The 18,110-nt window shown below is 55.6% G+C and carries 12 protein-coding genes; 6 read left to right on the top strand and 6 right to left on the bottom strand.

What is annotated here, in order from left to right; all coding sequences use genetic code 11:
* Nucleotides 1-147 precede the first annotated feature (147 nt).
* From NM686_RS12260 to NM686_RS12250, 3 genes are all read left to right on the top strand, one after another.
* Entirely contained in the window at nt 148-798 is a 651-nt protein-coding gene (locus NM686_RS12260; protein WP_255188148.1) for a potassium channel family protein, read from the top strand.
* Nucleotides 799-846: 48 nt separating this feature from the next.
* Nucleotides 847-2,154, top strand: a complete 1,308-nt coding sequence (locus NM686_RS12255) for an HD-GYP domain-containing protein (protein WP_255188147.1) — start codon at nt 847-849, stop codon at nt 2,152-2,154.
* A gap of 65 nt (nt 2,155-2,219) precedes the next feature.
* Nucleotides 2,220-3,641 (top strand): DUF2252 domain-containing protein, encoded by a 1,422-nt coding sequence (locus NM686_RS12250; RefSeq protein ID WP_255188146.1) that lies wholly within the window; start codon nt 2,220-2,222, stop codon nt 3,639-3,641.
* A gap of 61 nt (nt 3,642-3,702) precedes the next feature.
* Here NM686_RS12250 and ahcY read toward each other — a convergent pair whose 3' ends face one another.
* On the bottom strand, nt 3,703-4,968 hold the full coding sequence (ahcY, locus tag NM686_RS12245; RefSeq protein WP_255188145.1) for an adenosylhomocysteinase: 1,266 nt from the start codon (nt 4,966-4,968) through the stop codon (nt 3,703-3,705).
* A gap of 9 nt (nt 4,969-4,977) precedes the next feature.
* Entirely contained in the window at nt 4,978-5,646 is a 669-nt protein-coding gene (locus NM686_RS12240; protein ID WP_255188144.1) for a protein-L-isoaspartate(D-aspartate) O-methyltransferase, read from the bottom strand.
* Nucleotides 5,647-5,762: 116 nt separating this feature from the next.
* Between NM686_RS12240 and NM686_RS12235 the strand changes: the two genes are divergently transcribed.
* Nucleotides 5,763-6,791 carry a zinc-dependent alcohol dehydrogenase family protein gene (locus tag NM686_RS12235; RefSeq protein WP_255188143.1) on the top strand — a complete coding sequence of 343 codons (1,029 nt, stop codon included), beginning with the start codon at nt 5,763-5,765 and terminating at the stop codon, nt 6,789-6,791.
* 99 nt (nt 6,792-6,890) lie between these two features.
* On the opposite strand, the gene NM686_RS12230 is transcribed toward NM686_RS12235, so the two are convergent.
* From NM686_RS12230 to NM686_RS12215, 4 genes are all read right to left on the bottom strand, one after another.
* Nucleotides 6,891-8,267 (bottom strand): FAD-binding oxidoreductase, encoded by a 1,377-nt coding sequence (locus tag NM686_RS12230; RefSeq protein WP_255188142.1) that lies wholly within the window; start codon nt 8,265-8,267, stop codon nt 6,891-6,893.
* Between the two features lie 151 nt (nt 8,268-8,418).
* A complete protein-coding gene (locus NM686_RS12225) occupies nt 8,419-9,603 on the bottom strand; it encodes a hypothetical protein (protein WP_255188141.1) in 1,185 nt (394 codons plus the stop codon).
* 10 nt (nt 9,604-9,613) lie between these two features.
* Entirely contained in the window at nt 9,614-11,344 is a 1,731-nt protein-coding gene (locus tag NM686_RS12220) for an alpha/beta fold hydrolase (protein WP_255188140.1), read from the bottom strand.
* An 87-nt stretch (nt 11,345-11,431) separates the two neighbouring features.
* Nucleotides 11,432-13,234, bottom strand: a complete 1,803-nt coding sequence (locus NM686_RS12215) for a GMC oxidoreductase (RefSeq protein WP_255188139.1) — start codon at nt 13,232-13,234, stop codon at nt 11,432-11,434.
* Nucleotides 13,235-13,817: 583 nt separating this feature from the next.
* Here NM686_RS12215 and NM686_RS12210 point away from each other — a divergent pair.
* Both NM686_RS12210 and NM686_RS12205 read left to right on the top strand, forming a co-directional pair.
* Entirely contained in the window at nt 13,818-14,819 is a 1,002-nt protein-coding gene (locus NM686_RS12210) for an ABC transporter substrate-binding protein (RefSeq protein WP_255188137.1), read from the top strand.
* The gene (locus NM686_RS12205; protein ID WP_255188136.1) at nt 14,816-18,049 is read left to right on the top strand and encodes an EAL domain-containing protein; all 3,234 of its coding nucleotides are present in this window, start codon (nt 14,816-14,818) and stop codon (nt 18,047-18,049) included. Before NM686_RS12210 ends, NM686_RS12205 begins: the two co-directional genes overlap by 4 nt.
* Nucleotides 18,050-18,110: the final 61 nt, after the last annotated feature.

Below are 18,110 nucleotides of genomic sequence, written 5' to 3'. Positions count from 1 at the left end.
ATAGGGCATGCCCAGTATTTTGTCTCGCCGCCTGGTTGTTTCGTCAGCAAATATCCGGCCAACATACTGCGCGCCGATGGATATTCACATTGGCTTGAACTTTGCTGGATTGAGAAAAACATTGATGGAATCAAGCCTTATATATCGATGAAAAGTGGCAATTTTGGGTATTTGTTTGCCGGTTTGTTGGCCGTTTTGCTGGCCATGCCGTTTAGTTCGAACTTGCCGGGCGGAGGTAGATACTCGGTTACTCTGCTGTTTTGCTTCTTCATGCTGATTTCGGTTTGGAGTTTGGCCGCGTCCAAACGCGTTTTTCAATTCGGGATTTTGCTGGTAGTCGCAATTAGCAGCTTGGTGGGTGTCAATATCGTCTTCGGCGTTTCTTACCATTTGCAGATTATAGAATCTCTGCTGATAACAGTATTCTGTGCGCTAAGCTGCTTCATCGCCGCTCGTAACGTTTTTATTTGGCACCGGGTGGATCTCAATTCGTTGGTGGGGGCTTTTTGCGTTTATTTGTTGCTCGGATTAATGTGGGCATTGCTTTTTCGAATATTACAGATTTGCGGTTGGGCGAGTTTTACCGGCAATATCTCCGAACAACCCGATAAAGTTTTTCCCGATTTGGTTTATTTCAGCTTCGTCACGATTGCGAGTTTGGGTTATGGTGACATTTCCCCGATCGGCGGATTGCCGAAAATGTTGGCCTATTTGGAGGCCTTGATCGGTCAGTTTTACTTGGCGGTGATGGTGGCGAGCCTGGTCGGGGTCTACAGTGCAGGCCGCAAGCGGCAGTGAGTTGGCTTAACATAGACGGTCGGCTTAAACGGCAAGGAGAAACCGGTAATGCAGTCTCGCATGCATTCTTTGCGCAACATATTGATTTTCCGATTATTGGCTTTGGCGATGGTACTGTCTATTTTGGTTGGTGGCAGCGTTTTCATCAGGGAGGGTCTTATTGTGAAAGATGTGATTGCCGAGCAGACGCGCGTGGTCATAGAGCTATTAAAGCTGCGCGTGCGCGATAGTGTCGCAATCAGTCAGCGGCCTTGGCAAACCATGGTGCAAGATGCATTGGAGGATCTGAGTAGAGTCGCTCCGCAAAGCAGGTTAGGACATTTTGCCTGGGCATCGATTCACAATACCGATGGTCTTGAAATCGCCAGTTTGGCCAGCGCCGATATTCCCAATATTCAAACGTTGATTGAAGAAGCCAGGCAGCAAGTTACGCCTACCAATGATAGTACTGTCGTCGTGCCGTTGGCAAAGATCGATGGTCGATATAGTTTTGCAATTTCATTGGTCATTGAACATGCCGGACAGACGCTGGCAACGCTACGTGGGCTATACATCATTTCCCCCGAAGTGATGAGGCGATTTTGGCTTGATATTGTCCGCTCGGTTGGCGCTTCTATTTTGATCGTCCTTCTGGTAACTGGGCTACATTACCCTGTGTTACGGCGGTTAGTGGGGCGCTTGGGGCAATTGTCGATCAATTTGCTCGATGCGAATCTGGAAACCTTGCAAGGGTTCGGCAGCGCGATTGCCAAGCGCGACAGCGATACCGATGCCCATAACTTTCGAGTTACCGTTTATGCGGTGAAACTGGCCGAGGCAATCGAATTGGATGCAGGCAGTATCCGCACCCTGATCAAAGGCGCCTTTTTGCATGACGTGGGCAAGATTGGCATCCGCGATCGTATCCTGCTCAAGCCCGGACGGCTGGAGCCGGACGAATTCGAGATCATGAAAATGCACGTCAAACATGGATTGGATATCGTCAACAATTGCCAATGGTTGCGAGACGCTGCCGAAGTGGTTGGCAATCATCACGAAAAATTCGACGGCAGCGGCTATTATCAGGCGCTGAAAGGCGAGGAAATCCCTCTAACCGCGCGGATATTCGCGATTGTCGACGTGTTCGATGCATTGACTTCCGAGCGCCCTTACAAAGCGCCTTTGAGCCTGGAAGAGGCCCTGACAATTTTACAGAGCGGGGCCGGCAAGCATTTTGATCCCGTGATTTTATATGCCTTCGAAGAGATTGCCGAGTCGCTGTATCTAACCTTTGCCCTCGACGACCGAAGTGCACGCAGCGAACTGGCAAGCATCATCAAGCGCTATTTCAAAGGCGATATTGGCGATTTGTTGTAAATCTTTTTATCAATTTTGGGGATAGCGTCGGTTTTGCCTTTAATTCGTTTCATCAGGAGTCAGTCATGGCTAATACCAAGAAGAAAAACAAGCAAGCATCAGCCGAACCCAAATCACAGGACGCCGGCAAACAAGAATTCAAATCCCGTGAAGAACGGCTTGCCGCGGGCAAGCAATTGCGGGACAAGGTGCCTCGCACCAGCCACGCCGCCTGGACGCTGCCAGCCGGCCGGCGCGATCCGATCGATATCCTGGAAGAGTCCAATCGGGGCAGGTTGCCCGAGTTGGTGCCGATTCGTTACGGCCGCATGGTACGGAGCCCATTTACCTTTTTGCGCGGATCGGCCGGTTTGATGGCCTATGATCTGGCGCAGACGCCGAGTACCGGTTTGCGGGTGCAGGCCTGTGGCGATTGCCATTTGCTCAATTTCGGCTTGTTCGCGACGCCGGAGCGCAATTTGATTTTCGACATCAACGATTTCGATGAAACCTTGCCGGCCCCTTGGGAATGGGATGTCAAACGTCTGGCTACCAGTTTCGCGGTGGCCGCTCGCGATCAACGTTTCAGCGATGCAGAGGCCCAAGCGACTGCAGCGGAATGTGCGCGGGCTTATCGGGAGCATTTACGGGAATATTCCAAGATGAATCCATTGGAAGTTTGGTATGACCGTTTGGACGCCGATACCCTGCTGGAGATGGCGCCGGATGAAAAGATTCGGAAACGTCGGGAACAGATCGTAGAGAAAGCGCGGCAGCGCATCGGTGACCAGTTGGTACCTAAAATAGCTACCACGGTCGCCGGCCGCCACCGGCTCATCGATCAGCCGCCCGTACTGTTTCACCTCCAGGATGAAGCGGCCGAACAAAGGGTGCGCGAAGGCTTGGAAGCTTACAGAGAATCGCTGTCGCATGAGCGCCGGGTGCTGTTCGACCGCTATCGCCTGGAAGACTTTGCGATGAAGGTAGTCGGCATCGGCAGTGTCGGCACGCGCTGTTCGATCGGCTTGTTTTTCTCGGCGGAAAACCATGCCTTGTTGTTGCAGTTCAAGGAGGCTTGCCCTTCGGTGTTGGAGCCTTATGCCGGCAAAAGCCGCTACGACAATCATGCTCAACGCGTCGTGATGGGGCAGCGCCTGATGCAATCTTCCAGCGACATCTTTTTGGGGTGGGCCAGAGTGGCGAGTAGTGGCCGCGATTTCTTTGTGCGCCAATTACGCGATATGAAAATGTCGCCCCCGATCGAGGGAGCAACACTCGAGCAATCCCACCTTTATGCGGAACTTTGCGCATGGACCCTGGCGCGCGCTCATGCGCGCTCAGGTGATGCGGCGACCATCAGCGGCTACTTGGGAAAATCGGACCGCTTCGATCAAGCCATCGGCGAATTTGCCGTTGCCTATGCGAATCAGAACGAGCGGGATTATGCGTTGTTGGTTGACGCGGTCAGCTCCGGTAGGCTAAAGGCGCTGATAGAAGAAGAGGAATGATTGCATTGAGCCTAAGTATCCCCATGCCCACCCGAAAAAAACGAAGTTACTGACAACGTCCTTAAGTGCCTTCTTGCCAGGTGCTTAAATAATGCCGTTGTTCCGCGCTGAGCGTGTCTATGCCGAGCCCCATGGCCGTGAGCTTCATCTGTGCGACGCGGCGGTCAATATCGGCTGGCACTGGATGAACCGCGCATTCGAGGCTGGCGCCGTGCTGCCACAAATAAGCCATGCTCAAGGCCTGATTGGCGAAACTCATGTCCATCACGGCTGCCGGGTGGCCTTCGGCGGCGGCCAGATTCACCAGGCGCCCCTCGGCTAACAAGCAAACCTTGCGGCCATTGCCAAGAACATGGGTTTGCACGTGCTCGCGGGGCTTATGTTTTTCCAGGGTCAGCGCTTCCAGCGCGGGGAGGTTGATCTCGACGTTGAAATGACCGGAATTGGCGATCACGCAGCCATCCTTGATGACTTGAAAATGCGCGCGGTCCAGTACGTTCTTGTCGCCGGTGGCAGTGACGATAAAGTCCGAACGGGCGGCGGCTTCCAGCATCGGCATCACGCTGTGGCCATCCATCGCGGCTTCCAAGGCACGCAAGGGATCGACTTCCGTGATGATGACCCGGGCGCCGTGGCCCTTGGCGCGCATTGCGATACCGCGTCCGCACCAGCCGTAACCGGCTACGGTAAAGGTCTTGCCGGCCAGCAGAATATTGGTGGCGCGAATAATGCCGTCTATCGTGCTTTGCCCCGTCCCGTAGCGGTTGTCGAACAAATGCTTGGTCATGGCGTCGTTGACGGCGATCACCGGAAATTTCAATGCGTTGTCCTTTGCCATCGCCCGCAGCCGTATCACGCCGGTCGTGGTTTCCTCGCTGCCACCTATCATGTCGGCCACTAAATCGGCGCGATTTTTGTGCAGTTCGCTGACCAGATCCGCGCCATCGTCCATCGTCAGTTGCGGGCGATGCGCCAAAGCCCTGCCGATGTGGTGGTAATAGGTCAGGTTGTCTTCGCCGCGCATGGCGAAGGTAGGGATGTCGTAGTGTTTTACCAGTGCCGCGGCGACGTCGTCCTGGGTGCAGAGCGGATTGCTGGCGCATAATACCAATTCGGCGCCGCCCGCTTGGAGCGTGCGGGCCAGATTGGCGGTTTCGGTGGTGATGTGCAGGCAAGCGCTGATGCGGGCGCCGGCCAAGGGCTTTTCTTGCAGGAATTGCCGATGAATCGCTTGCAGCACCGGCATTTCGGCATAAGCCCAGTCGATACGCTGGCGGCCTTGGTCGGCGAGGGCAATGTCTTTGATGTCGTGGTCGTTGGCGAACATGCGATGGCCTTAAATTTCGGGTTTGTCGTGAATACCGGTCAGCGGCACGAAGCGCACCCCCAGAATGGTCTTGCTTTGCATTTCGTCGGGGGCGGTTTTTTCCATTAATACCAATTCTTGATAACCGTATGGGGTTCCGAGCGGTATGACCAGCTTGGCGCCTATCCGCAATTGAGCTATCAAGGCTGGCGGTACATGCGGGGCGGCTGCGGTGACGATGATGCCGTCGAAAGGGGCATGTTCCGGCCAACCGTCATAACCGTTGCCATTGCGAACCGTGATATTGGCATAGCCCAGGTTTTTCAGGCGCTTGCCGGCGTCCTTGGCCAGTCGTTCTAGGATTTCCACCGTAAAAACTTGCCTGACCAATTGCGCTAAAACGGCGGCCTGGTAACCCGAGCCGGTACCGATTTCCAGGATGACGTCCGAAGGCTTGCTGTCGAGCAGGTCGGTCATCAGGGCCACGATATAGGGTTGGGAAATGGTTTGGCCCAAGCCGATGGGCACCGGGCCGTTTTCGTAAGCCTGATAGCGTAAATCTTCCGGTAAAAACTCATGCCGGGGGACTTTTTCCATCGCAGTCATCACGCGGGTATCCAGCGCATCCTTGCCGATGAAATGACTGGTCAATTCGACCTCGCGCTCGATGTCTCGCAACATGTGGTCCAGATCTTTCATGGTTTGACTCCTGGTTGAGGTAAACCCGTGACGACTCAGCCAGTGTATTTTTGATTGACAACGCGCACCAGCCATTCAAAATCCAGTATAGCGCCAACTCAAGAAAGGGGAGCAGCATGAAAGCGATGGTCTTGGAGAGCCTCTGTGATCTGAAACAAAATCGGACGCCGTTGAGATGCCTGGAATTGCCGCAACCGAAACCGGCGGACGACGAACTGCTGCTGAAAGTCTCGGTATGTGGTGTCTGCCATACCGAACTGGACGAAATCGAAGGCCGGACGCTCCCTTCGCGCTTGCCGATGGTGCTTGGACACCAGGTGATTGGCCGAGTTGTCGATATGGGGCCTCAGGTTCGAGGATTCCGGCGCGATGAGCGTGTCGGCGTGGCCTGGATTTTTACCGCCTGCGGCCAATGCAAGTTTTGTTTGGCCGGCAATGAAAATCTATGCCCCGACTTTGCCGCGACCGGCCGGGACGCCAATGGCGGGTATGCCGAATACATGACGGTTTCCGCCGATTTTGCCCATGCCATACCGGATGCGTTTACCGATGAGCAAGCCGCGCCGTTGCTGTGCGCCGGCGCCATCGGCTATCGATCCTTGCGCCTGACCGGCTTGAAAAACGGCCAGCGCCTGGGGTTGACCGGCTTTGGCGCCTCGGCGCATCTAGTGCTTGAAATGGCAAAGCACTTGTTTCCCGTCAGCGATATTTATGTGTTTGCCCGCAGTGCGGAGGAAAGAGGCTTTGCGCTTGAACTGGGAGCCGTGTGGGCCGGCGAAACGACGCAGCGCGCGCCCGAAAAACTGGATGCCATCATCGATACCACGCCGGCATGGCTGCCCATCGTGGAAGCCTTGGCCAATCTGGAGGCGGGCGGCAGGCTGGTGATCAACGCGATACGCAAGGAAAACGACCGCGACAGTCTGTTAACGCTGGATTATCCGCAACATTTGTGGCGGGAAAAAGAAATCAAAAGCGTCGCCAACATCACGCGCCGGGATGTGGCGGAGTTTTTGAGCCTGGCTGCCGAGATGAAACTACGACCTACCGTGCAGGTTTTCGAATTGGCGCAGGCCAATGAGGCTTTATTGGAATTGAAAATGGGCAAGATTCGCGGTGCGAAGGTGCTGAGGATTGGCCAATGACAGGGCCGGCAACCATTCTGCGGGTTCAGACGGAATGGTTCAGGCGCCGATTCGCGCTCGGTTGGGCAAGAACTGAACGAATCGGCGCCTCTGCCGTTATCAGCCGGCTCGAAGATTTTCGTAGAACAGGCTGGTGAAACGCTCTTCCGGATCGTAGCGCCGCTTGGTCTCGACGAAATCATTCCAGTGGGGAAACGCCCGGCGCACCTGGTCCAGCGTGGCCGGCACGAAGGTCAGGTAAAAGCTGCCGCCATGCGCCAGAACTTCCTCGACCAATTCGTGACTGACCTTTTCGTAGACGGCTACCCAGTTGGCATCGTCCTTTTCCGCCAGATAAACCGGGAAGAAGCACATGGCTTCCTGCTGTAAGGATGCCAGCATCGCCTCGTTATTGGCGGGCTGAAAGCGAAAATGCAGCATCATCAGCTTGATGTCTTTCTCGTAGCGCTGGAAAATCGTCTGGGCTTTGCCCAGAAAACCCTGAAACCGGTCTAGCGGCAGGTAATATTTCTGCAGCAGCAAGTCGTTGAAAGCCTTGGGCGGCTTGTCCCACAACAGCAGGCGCCGGCTCAACAAGGTCTTGTCCGGATTGCCGCTGGTCGCCCAGGTCAAGTTGAAGGCTTTGCGGCGGACGAAAGCGCAGCGCCGCTGCAGCCAGACCAGAATGTCGACGACGAGAGGATGGGTTTCGTCGCGCTTGAGTTCATCCAGGCTATAAGTCTCGCCGGATTCCAGGTAACGGTAAGTCAAGTAATAGCCATTGTCGAAGCTGGTATCCAAAAAGCCATAGCACAGCGGCGTCGCGGCCGGGTCGCGCTGGATGCGTTCTCTGTAGGCATCGAGCAGAGGCTCGCGTTTCATGTAAACCACTTCGGATTTCTCGACGATGCGGTCGTCGATCAACTGGAAGGTAACGTCGACGACGATGCCGAGCAAGCCCCAACCGCCGATTGCGGCGCGGAACAAAGCGTAGTTATGCTCGCGGCTGGCTTCGATGATTTCACCGTCGGCGGTCAATATGCGGAAGGATTTGACATGGGTGATCAGTGCCGCGTAATCGATGGACTTGCCGTGGATATTCGCGGCCAACGAGCCGCCCACCGAGAAAATGTTGAACTCCTGCTTGGTCGACAGGCTCAGGCGCTTTTGTTCCAGCAACGGCGTCAATTGCGCCCAGGTCGCGCCGGCCTGTACCCTGAGGGTCTTGGCCTGTTCGTTCAGTTCGATGATTTGATTCATCGCCATCATGTCGATCATGATGCCGTTGTCGACGATGCTTTGTCCGACCGTGTTATGGCCGATGCCGCGAACCGAGATTTTCAAGTCGTGTTCCTTAGCATGGGCAAGAATGGCGCGCAAATCGTCCTCGGTTTGGGGGCGGGCGATGTTGGCGACGTTGGCGTATTTCATTCTGCCCCAGTCGGATACCCGTTGGCCGGGCATGAGGCGTTGATCGGTTGCACTGTTGCTTGTCATGGTGATTCTCTTGTTGGGTTGACGTCAATACAATGAGGCCCAAACACGGGTGATCCCTGAAACACCCCAAAAACGCGAGTAGTCATAAAGTCTCGCTGCTTTCAGAGTGCTTTGTGGATCAGCCGCCCTTTGGTCCGGGCAAATCCTGCCGTTACCACTGGTCCATGCGGTCGCTCCATTGGATACCGTCCTGGACGAAGTAGCGATAGCGCTTGCTCTTGCCGTGCTCTTTTTGCAGATGCTGTACGAACAGGGCTCTGCCGACGCCGCGGCGCCGATAGCCGCCGTTTTCCTTGTCGACGATCTGATCGTGCCAAGTGCCGAAGTTGATATAGGAAAAATTGGGCTTGTCCAATACCGAATCCTGGCCGGTGTATTCGACCTTGGCATCCGACGACGGCCGATAAAGATCGAGTTCGTCGAGTATGCGCATGAGGCGAGGCAGTTCCGGGTCTGGCAAATTCGCCAGTTTTCGCTTGGCTTGATAAATGAAGGTCGACAACACTCCGGCCGCGACGGTATCGCCGAAACAGGGATCGGTAAAGGGCCGGTAATCCAGCTTTTGCCAGACATCGGCCCGCCACCCGTCGCCGACCTGCCAGGCCGGCAGATTGCCTTGCGCCTCGACGGCGCGGCTGTTATCCGGATCGCGCCATTGGCCGTGCGTGACGAACAGCCTAAGGTCCGCGTCCCCCCAATAAAAGGGTAGCCACGGCACGCTTGAAGGATCTGCAAACCGTTTTTCGTCGCCGTACATTCGGCCTATCCAGCGCCGATATTCCGGGCTCAAATCCACCACTTTTCGTCCCAGGCAACGCTCGTAAAATATCGTCAGGGCCTCGGGGTCGGCGAGGATTTCCTTGTCGTGATTGCCGAGCAGGACGATGGTTTCGACGCGCACACCCGCGAGTTGCGCCGGAAGATTTTGCAGGTGATGAAAGAAGCCGCAGGAATCATGTCCCGCGGATTGCCCAGGTTCGCCGGCGTGCAAGTCGGCGATGCGATGCATGATTTTTCGTGGCGCCGGCGAAAAGTTGGCATGCGTACGTTCCCAGGGATAGACGCCTTCCTGCGCCCAGACCGCCGTGCGTATCATGTCGGCGACATCGCCGACCAGCAGCAGCGTCAGGTCGTCAATGGCGTCTTCCCGGCAGGTGCTGACGATTTCGCTGAAAAAATCCTTCCAGGCCGTTGCTTCGGCGTTTTGGGTGCCGACGGTGCCGTCGGTGAAATGCACGTCGCTGATGGCGATGCATAAACGGTTTCGCGGCTCAGCTGACGCTTGGCGTTCGGGCTGCAAGGTCTCCAGCGTGATTTTGAGACTGTCGGTTTGCATGAGCCGCCTCCTAGTTGCGATTTTCTTGAAGGAATTGCAGGAAGCGGGGGAATATGTCCTTGGCAACGTCCTTACCCATGAATACGTCCTGGTGGCCGTAGCCGGGGAAGACGTGCAGTTGGTGGCGGCCCGGCGCGATCTGTTCCAGCCGTCTGTGGCAGACGATGTTCGAGTCGGTGAACACCTTGTTGTTCTCGCCGGTCACGAACAGCACCGGCGTCTCGATGTCGGCCGCGTATTGGAAATAATCGTCGGGCAGCATACGGTAGCGTGGATCGGCCGGATTGAACTTGACGGCGGTGTTGTTGGCCTTGACCATCTTGTTGACGTGACGGTAATAATTGACGCTGACGCCGCCGTAGAGGTCGCCGCCGCGGCGGTGCGTGACGTCCAGCAGGTTTTCATGGCTGTACAAGGCCGGAAAGCCGGTGCCCCACATGAAACTGAGCATGTGGCACTCGGGCACGTCGCATTCCCGGTGGAAAAACGACACGAACCAGCCTATCAGCTTGCCAACCGACCAGCCCGGCTCGCGCCGCCAATACGGGTTCAGATATTCCAGGCCCAGCACGTAATCGGTCAGCAATGGCCCCAATGACAATTTGACTTTGGACCAGGCCGGAATTCGGGGTGTCAACGCCACGCTGTTGGCGATCACGCTGCGGATGCCGCTGACGGTCTTGCCGAACAAGGCCATCGTGAACGAGACCGAACCCAGGCAATGGCAGATCACGTGGATGCGCCGATCCGGTCCGACCGCTTCGCGTATTTTCGCAATCGCCGCCGGGTAGTCGTACATCGCGATGTCGTCCATGTTGAAATTGTTGCGGTGCAAGTTGTATGAAAAGCGGTTGCTCATCCGAAAGTCCAGCGTCCAGACGTCGCCGAAGCCGTTGTCGAGAAGGTATTGCACCAGGTTGTAATGCTCCGGCATGATGAACATGTCCGAAGAAGTCGTTAAGCCATGCACGATGACGACGACGTCGTCGCACTGCTTGCGCTGGAACCGCAGTAGGCTCAAGCCCAGACGATCGGCGGTGTTGAAGGGATGTGTGGTGATTTCGGCATCCTTGACGCCTTCCGTCGTGTATAGCGGGATTTCCCGCTCGTAGGCCCCCATTCGCGGCATCAGCGAAGGTCCATAGACTTCCCACAGACTGCCCATGAAGAACTTGCCGAAGCTCTCGACGGCCTTGAAGCGGTCGAGCGCGTTGCCGCCTTCGGCGCGTATGGTCGTCAGCTGTTTCATGAAATCCATGGCTTCTATATGCAGGATGCCGACTGCATACAGCTTGGCCTTGGGCTCGTCGGCGGCTTCGACGTGGCCGTTGTAGAGGTTGGTGTACAGCGTGGTGGTGTCGCTCCAGAGATCCGGGCCGACGTTGTCCTGAATCTCCTTGACGCCGCTGAAAGTCATCGGTTTACCCTTGGGACCGGTGAAAAACAGTCGATAGCGCATCTGCCGGCGGTTGAGGTCGGCCGTATCGACGAACAGGTTGAAGATGCCTTTTTCTACCGCGCAACGGCCGCCGATCAGGTCGCCTTCCAGATAGCCCGTCGCTTCGGCCTGATGTTCCGGAGACGACAGGAAAGCGTCGACGTCCTCGGTGCGGATGGTGAGATGAAACATGAAGTAATGGTCATCTTGCTTGCCCTGTTGATAACCGTCTGCGAAGGCGGTGTTGCCGGGGCTCAGATAGCCTTTCATTTCTTCGGTGAATTGGAAGGAAATTGTTGTCATAGCGATCACTCTTGATGGTTGTTATTGTTGTTGTTTTTAGCAGCGGACGGACGCTGGAAGCCAAGCCTGCCCCGTCACGCTTTTCGATCAGATGCCGAGGCTGGCGTCCGGCTTGATGCCGGTAATGCCTTCCGCGATCCATTCGGCGGTGGCCGAAATGGTCGCAATCGGGTTGGCGCCCACCGCGCTCGGTAGAATCGAGCCGTCGACGACATACAATCCCTGATAACCGAAGGCCTGGCCCCGATTTTCGTCGCTGCCGCTGACGACACCTTGATCGGGCGAGTCGGCCAGGATGCAGCCGCCCAACGGGTGCACCGTGACGTTGTTCCTGGCTGGAAACCAGGAGGTCAGTTCGCGGAACACGGGCCACCCCCAGGTCGGCAACGGCACGAACCAATGCGATTTGACGAAATTTTTGAAACGATCGCCGGTTGCCAAAATCGCCTGATACAAGTCCATGCTGGTCGTTTGCGGCCAATCCAGATCGACACGGCCTTGGTGGTTCAAACTCAGCGTGCCGTCGCCGCGATCAAGGCCCATGCACAACAGCACGCTGGTCTTATAGGACAGGTCGCCTTTCAGCATTTCATGGAACACGAAACCGACGGACCCGGTCCAGGAGCCGCTCCGGACGACGTTTTTCAGCCAGGCCCACAATGCCTTCAGGGTCCGGATCGCCCGGCGCAGCCAACCGGCCGGAAATACCCCTTCCAGGTACCAGGCGGCAAACGCCGGATAGGAGGCGTCTTCCAGCACGAAGGCCTGATTGCGTTGGAAACGGTCGAACAGGTTGTAGTCTGTGTATTGGGTGATGACGGGGCCGTAATTCGGATCGGCGGGCTGCTTGCCGTCGATTACGAAGGATAAAAAGTCCCCGTTCGCGGAAAACCAATGGCCCAGCTTGGCGCTCAACTTCGGCAGGGTTCGGAACACATCGCGGCAACGCAGCAGCAATTCGTTGCTGCCCAGCGTGCCGGCGGAAACGATCACGCGGCGGGTCCTGACTTCGATGGTTTCATTACGCTCCAGGTCCTTGAAGACGACTTTATATCCATGAGAACCGTCGGCCTCGGGATCATCGGCTCCGGCCTTGTTCAGCGGCAAGATTTTTTCGGCCAGGCAGTTGGTCAAAATTTTGCCGCCGTGGCTCTTTTCGCCGACATGCAGGTAGTTCAAATCCAGCGTGTTTTTCGAATGAGTATTGCAGCCGACGTCGCATTCGCCACAGTAAACGCAGGAAGTCTGTCTGGCGCCGTAACGGTTCAGTTCTTGTTCGCCGATGGGTAGCGGTTGTGCCTGGCCTTTATAGCTGTAGTCGTCGCCGAAAAATACGCAGATGTCGGCCAGTTTGCTGGTGCGTTTTTCCTGCTCGGCGAATTTCTGAAATAGTTCGGTGCGGGTGATCTTGCGGCGAGGGTCCTGGTTCCAGGGTGGCACAGGCCTTGCACCCAGCACTTGCCGGGCGATTTGGTAATAGGGTTCCAGGGTCGATTTGGTCAATTGCCGAGGCCAGCCTTGTTCGAAAACCTGTTCGGGCGGCTCTAAATATACGTTCGCGTAAATCAGCGATCCGCCGCCCAGGCCCGCGCTAAATACCGCATCCATCTTGCGAAAATTGCGTATGTCGAACAGGCCGCGCAAATTTTGTTTCTTGCGGATGTGCTTGGGACGTTGAACCTCATCACCTTCCACGCTCCAGAAATTGTCGGCCATGTCGTGCGGCGTTCGCGGGAAGGAGCCCATCGGATAACGCTTGCCTCGCTCCAGCAACAAGACTTTGTCGCCCCACTTTTGCGACAACCTGCAGAAACTGACCGAACCGCCAAATCCGCTGCCTATCACGACGGCCTCAAGGGTGTCGTTTCCCGGCATTGTATCCTGACTCATATTCCCCCTCCGATATTCAAAACCAAAAAATCTATGTAAAAATCCATGGATTGGATCGCTAAAGATAAAAACCAACCTTTCCGAATATAGATGATAATGGCGAAAGGTGTGGAAACTTTCAGCAAAAAGTCTGAATAGTTTGCATATAAATCATGATGTTATTGCCTTGCCAAGGCGTTGTATCCCGGCTTGCTTGCGGGAAGGGTCAATTGATCCGGATCAAATTTTCCCGGCTGGCGCGGATGCAAAATCGCTTGCCAGGATAGACATGCCGCTGGAAAAACGATCCGCTGTTTGCCAAGGCTGAATATTGAAGCTTCATCCGCTGCCAAGGTACGGCATAATAAAATTCACAAAGGCGCCTATGCTGATATGCCGAGTCAGATGGAAAAGCCTGAACCGTGACAGGTCGATGGCGAGCAACATGCACGAAACCAATTCGATTTTGCAGTTTGCTGGACGGTATCGACAGGCGGCGGATAATGACTTGATGGCTTTGATTTTGGCCTGTTTTACCCAGGAATGACTTTTACGAGACTATTTTTCACAGACGACATCAATTTCTTCTCCAACAATACCCAACATGCTCAGTCTCCCCAGACCGCTGATCACTCATCGAGTATTGCGCTGCTTCATTTATTTCGGCGTGTTTGTGTCGTGCCTGGCGCCACTTTCTTGCGTGCGATCACCGCAACCCATGTTGCGGATTGCCACTAACGTCTGGCCAGGCTACGAAATGTTATACCTGGCGCGCAGTCTGGATTTGTATCAGGATGCCCCAATTCGCCTGGTGGAAATGCCTTCAGCGAGCCAGTCCTTACATGCCATCCGCAACGGGATTGTCGAAGCTGCCGCCTTGACGCTCGATGAAGCCTTGAATCTGATGCAAGACCCAAGCTTGGATTTGCGCGTGATTTTGGTGATGGATGTTTCCAATGGCGCCGATGCCTTGCTGGGCCGTGGCGATCTGGTCGAAGTGCAACAGCTGCGCGGCAAGCGGGTAGGGGTGGAGAATACGGCAACCGGTGCCGTGGTGTTGGACGCGGCCCTGGAACGGGCAGGGCTCCACGCCGAGGACATTGTCATCGTTCCGAAGACCGTCAACGACCATTTGGCCGCCTGGAAAAATCAAGAGATCGATGCGCTGATAACCTTCGAGCCCGTCCGGAGCAGTTTGCTTGCCGAGGGGGCGCATGAATTGTTCAATAGTAGCCAAATACCGGGACGCATTCTGGACGTATTGCTGGTGCGCGCCGATGCAATCGAAGCGCATCGCGCATCCTTGAAAAAACTCGTCGGCGCTTATTTTGCGGCCCAGGATTATCTTCGGCAACAGCCGGACGATGCCGCCAAGCGGATGGCTCCCCGCCTGGCTGTCTCGCCGCAAGAAGTCTTGGCTATGTTCAAGGGACTTGGTTTGCCGGATTTAAGCGAAAACCGCCGCTGGTTAGCCGCTCCAGCACCGGCTTTGCATAAGGTCGCCACCGATCTGGCGGCCTTGATGCGCCGACATGATTTGCTGCAAACCGACGTCAAGACGGATGTTTTGGCCGAGTCCGGTTTCTTGCCGGATGCGCCGCCATGAAACCCATCCACACACTGAGGCTGCAGCGTGCCTTGCCTTTGCTGGTCATTGGCGCCTTTGGCCTGTTGCTGGCGTTTTCGCTGTGGTATCAGCACAGCCAAATGCTTCGCAGCATCGAGGCACGCGCACAAAACGACGTACGCCAAATGCTGGCGGATTCCGAGATTCGCATCGAGAGCCTGATCAGACATGAAGAAAAGGACATGCTGGCGGTCGAAATGGCGATGTTTGGCGTCAATAGCGCCATCAACAACGCGGCTTTGATCGATGACGGCGGTAGCGTGATGTTGGCCACGCGCCTGGAATGGCTGGGCCGCGATTTTAGACAGGTGCTGCCCGATTTTGCCAGTAGCGCTTGTGCGTCGATAAGGCTGAAACAAAACGCGATCATCGAATACACCGCGGATCGCCAGCGCCTGCTGGGCTGCCAGCCCGTCATGCTGGCTTTGGAAGCGGGCAAGATTAGGCCTACCCGGATAGGGTTATTATTGCTGGATTACGATTTATCGCGTTTCAAAACGGATTCCTGGCATGCATTACTGAAATCCATGCTGCCGGTCCTGATCATCGGTGCCTTGCTGATGGTGGCGGTGGGCGCGATCATCTCGTTCTGGATCGACAGACCCTTGCGCTACTTGACGGATGTGGTCGCTCGCTTCAAGGAAGGCGATTATTTAGCCAGTGCGCACATGAGCGGCAAAGGGGAGCTAGCCACCCTGGGCGAAGCCTGGAATCGGATGCGGGAAAGGTTGCAGGAAACCATCGCGCAACTGGAAGAAAGCAAGGAACGTCTGGCGGTTACATTGTTTTCCATCGGTGACGCGGTGATCGCCACCGACACGGACAATCATGTCACCTTCATGAATGACGTCGCCCAGCAACTGACGGGCTGGAGTTTGTCGGACGCGCTGGGGAAGGAGCTCGAGGAGGTTTTCGTCATCATCAACGCGCTGACCCGCAAATGCGCCGAAGCGCCCGCCAAGCGTGTCCTGGCTACCGGCCAAACCGTAGGCCTAGCGAATCACACCGTGCTGATCTCACGCGATAAAGCCGAATATCAGATCGCCGATTCCGCCGCGCCGATACGCGCGCGCGATGGCGCGATTTTGGGCGTGGTCCTGGTCTTTCGCGATGTCACGGAAGAGTATCATTTGCGCGAGAGCCTGTCCTACGAGCGCTCGCTGTTGCGTTGCATCATCGATGCGGTGCCGGATTTGATTTTCTTCAAGGATCGGAACGGGGTCTATCTGGGCTGTAATCAGGCTTTTGCGGAATTCGCCGGCCGAGCGGAAAGCCAGCAAATCGGCAAGACCGATTTCGATTTCTTCGAGCATGAAACGGCGGAATTCTTTCGCCAGAAAGACATGGAAATGTTCGAAACTGGCGAGTCCTGCGGCAACGAAGAATGGGTGAAATACCCCGATGGTCGCCGGCGGTTGCTGGATACGATAAAAACCCCTTTTTATGCGCCCGATGGGCAATTATTGGGAGTCGTGGGCATAAGTCGCGATATTACCGAACGCAAGCGCTTTGAAGAACAGTTGTTGGCCAGTGAAGAGCGCATCCGTTCGCTGGGTAACAACCTGCCGGATGGTTATATCTATCAATATGCCTTGGACAGTGACGGTAAGCCGTGTTTTCAATTCGTCAGCAAGGGCGTTGAAAAAATTCATGGGGTCGGCGTGGAACAAGTTTTAAGCGATCCGGCAACCTTGTTCGGCCAAGTCGATCCGGCGCAAATTGCCCAGTATCGGGAGGCGGAAAAACGCAGCAGACGCGAGTTGAGCGATTTTTCGATGGAGTTGCGCCTGAAGTATCCGGAAGGCGGCGAACGCTGGCTGAGCTTGTGTTCCAGACCGAAACTCATGGGAGATTCGCCGGTTTGGGATGGCGTGGCGATCGATATTACCGAGAAAAAGCGCAGCGAGGAACAAATTTGGCGGCAGGCCAATTTCGATCCACTGACGGGGTTGCCCAACCGGCAGATGTTTCACGACCGCCTGGATCAGGAAATCAGGAAATGCAGCCGGAATGGCGCGTCGTTTGCGCTGCTGTTCATCGATCTCGATCATTTCAAGGAAATCAACGATACCCTGGGGCATGCCTTGGGGGACGAATTGCTGCAAATTGCCGCCAGGCGCTTGCGTGGTTGCGTGCGCGACACCGACACCGTGTCACGCCTGGGCGGAGATGAATTTACCATCATCATGACGGGCATCGAAAGCGCTGACGCCGTGGAGCGCGTGGCTCAGGCCGTGCTGTCCTGCATGATGGAGCCTTTTCCCTTGAACGGCGAGTCAAGTTACGTGTCCGCAAGCGTCGGTATTACGCTGTATCCAACCGATGCGATGGATGCCGCGCAATTGATCCAAAATGCCGATCAGGCCATGTATGCCGCCAAGAGCAACGGCCGGAACGGTTACAGCTACTTTACCGTAGAGTTGCAATACGCCGCGCAATATCGCATGAACATGATCAACGATTTGCGCAACGCGCTGAGCTTGCAACAGTTTGAAATGTATTACCAACCCATCGTCGAGCTGAAAAACGGCGGTATCCATAAGGCGGAGGCCTTGATTCGTTGGCGGCATCCGAGCAAAGGTTTGGTCAGCCCAGGGTTGTTCATATCGGTTGCCGAGGAAAACGGCCTGATTGTCCGTATCGGCGACTGGGCATTCCGTCAGGTTGTCTCGCAGGTCAGGATTTTTCGGCAAGCGTTGGCGGCCGATTTTCAAGTGTCCATCAATAAGTCGCCCATGCAATTTCGGCAAAATAATGGTTCCGAGTCGGATTGGCTGGAGTGTTTGCGGCAAATGGGCTTGCCCGGCGACAGCGTCGTGATCGAAATTACCGAAGGCTTGTTGCTGGATGTGTCGCCAAACACCTCGCGGCAGTTGCTCAATTACAGGGATGCCGGCGTGCAGGTGTCGCTGGATGATTTTGGCACCGGCTATTCGTCCTTAGCCTACATCCAGAAATTCGATATCGATTATCTGAAAATCGATCAAAGGTTTATTGCCAATCTCTCGACCAACTCGACCAACATGGCATTGTGCGAGGCGATCATCCTGATGGCGCACAAGCTCGGTATCAAAGTGATTGCCGAAGGCATAGAAACCGAAGCACAGCATGCCTTGTTGCGGGAAATGGGATGTGATTATGGACAAGGCTATTTGTTTTCCAGGCCCATGCCGGCGGACGATTTTGTGGCGATGCTGGCGGCGCGTTGAGGTGTCAGGCTTTTAAAGCAGAACAGTCTGGGTCGAGGCGTTGCCGACCCAGACTGGAGAA

Origin of the sequence: Methylomonas rapida (assembly GCF_024360925.2) — a bacterium.
GTDB lineage: Bacteria > Pseudomonadota > Gammaproteobacteria > Methylococcales > Methylomonadaceae > Methylomonas > Methylomonas rapida.
The sequence above is the reverse complement of the archived record's forward strand: the minus strand, read 5'-3'. Positions and strand labels throughout refer to the sequence as shown.

Excerpts from the sequence above, each read along its gene's own strand:
- ahcY (WP_255188145.1), bottom strand. The coding sequence starts at position 4,968 with ATGTTCGCCAACGACCACGACATCAAAGACATTGCCCTCGCCGACCAA.
- NM686_RS12220 (WP_255188140.1), bottom strand. The coding sequence starts at position 11,344 with ATGACAACAATTTCCTTCCAATTCACCGAAGAAATGAAAGGCTATCTG.
- NM686_RS12255 (WP_255188147.1), top strand. The coding sequence starts at position 847 with ATGCAGTCTCGCATGCATTCTTTGCGCAACATATTGATTTTCCGATTA.
- NM686_RS12235 (WP_255188143.1), top strand. The coding sequence starts at position 5,763 with ATGAAAGCGATGGTCTTGGAGAGCCTCTGTGATCTGAAACAAAATCGG.
- NM686_RS12210 (WP_255188137.1), top strand. The coding sequence starts at position 13,818 with ATGCTCAGTCTCCCCAGACCGCTGATCACTCATCGAGTATTGCGCTGC.
- NM686_RS12215 (WP_255188139.1), bottom strand. The coding sequence starts at position 13,234 with ATGAGTCAGGATACAATGCCGGGAAACGACACCCTTGAGGCCGTCGTG.
- NM686_RS12250 (WP_255188146.1), top strand. The coding sequence starts at position 2,220 with ATGGCTAATACCAAGAAGAAAAACAAGCAAGCATCAGCCGAACCCAAA.
- NM686_RS12260 (WP_255188148.1), top strand. The coding sequence starts at position 148 with ATGAAAAGTGGCAATTTTGGGTATTTGTTTGCCGGTTTGTTGGCCGTT.
- NM686_RS12240 (WP_255188144.1), bottom strand. The coding sequence starts at position 5,646 with ATGAAAGATCTGGACCACATGTTGCGAGACATCGAGCGCGAGGTCGAA.
- NM686_RS12230 (WP_255188142.1), bottom strand. The coding sequence starts at position 8,267 with ATGACAAGCAACAGTGCAACCGATCAACGCCTCATGCCCGGCCAACGG.
- NM686_RS12225 (WP_255188141.1), bottom strand. The coding sequence starts at position 9,603 with ATGCAAACCGACAGTCTCAAAATCACGCTGGAGACCTTGCAGCCCGAA.
- NM686_RS12205 (WP_255188136.1), top strand. The coding sequence starts at position 14,816 with ATGAAACCCATCCACACACTGAGGCTGCAGCGTGCCTTGCCTTTGCTG.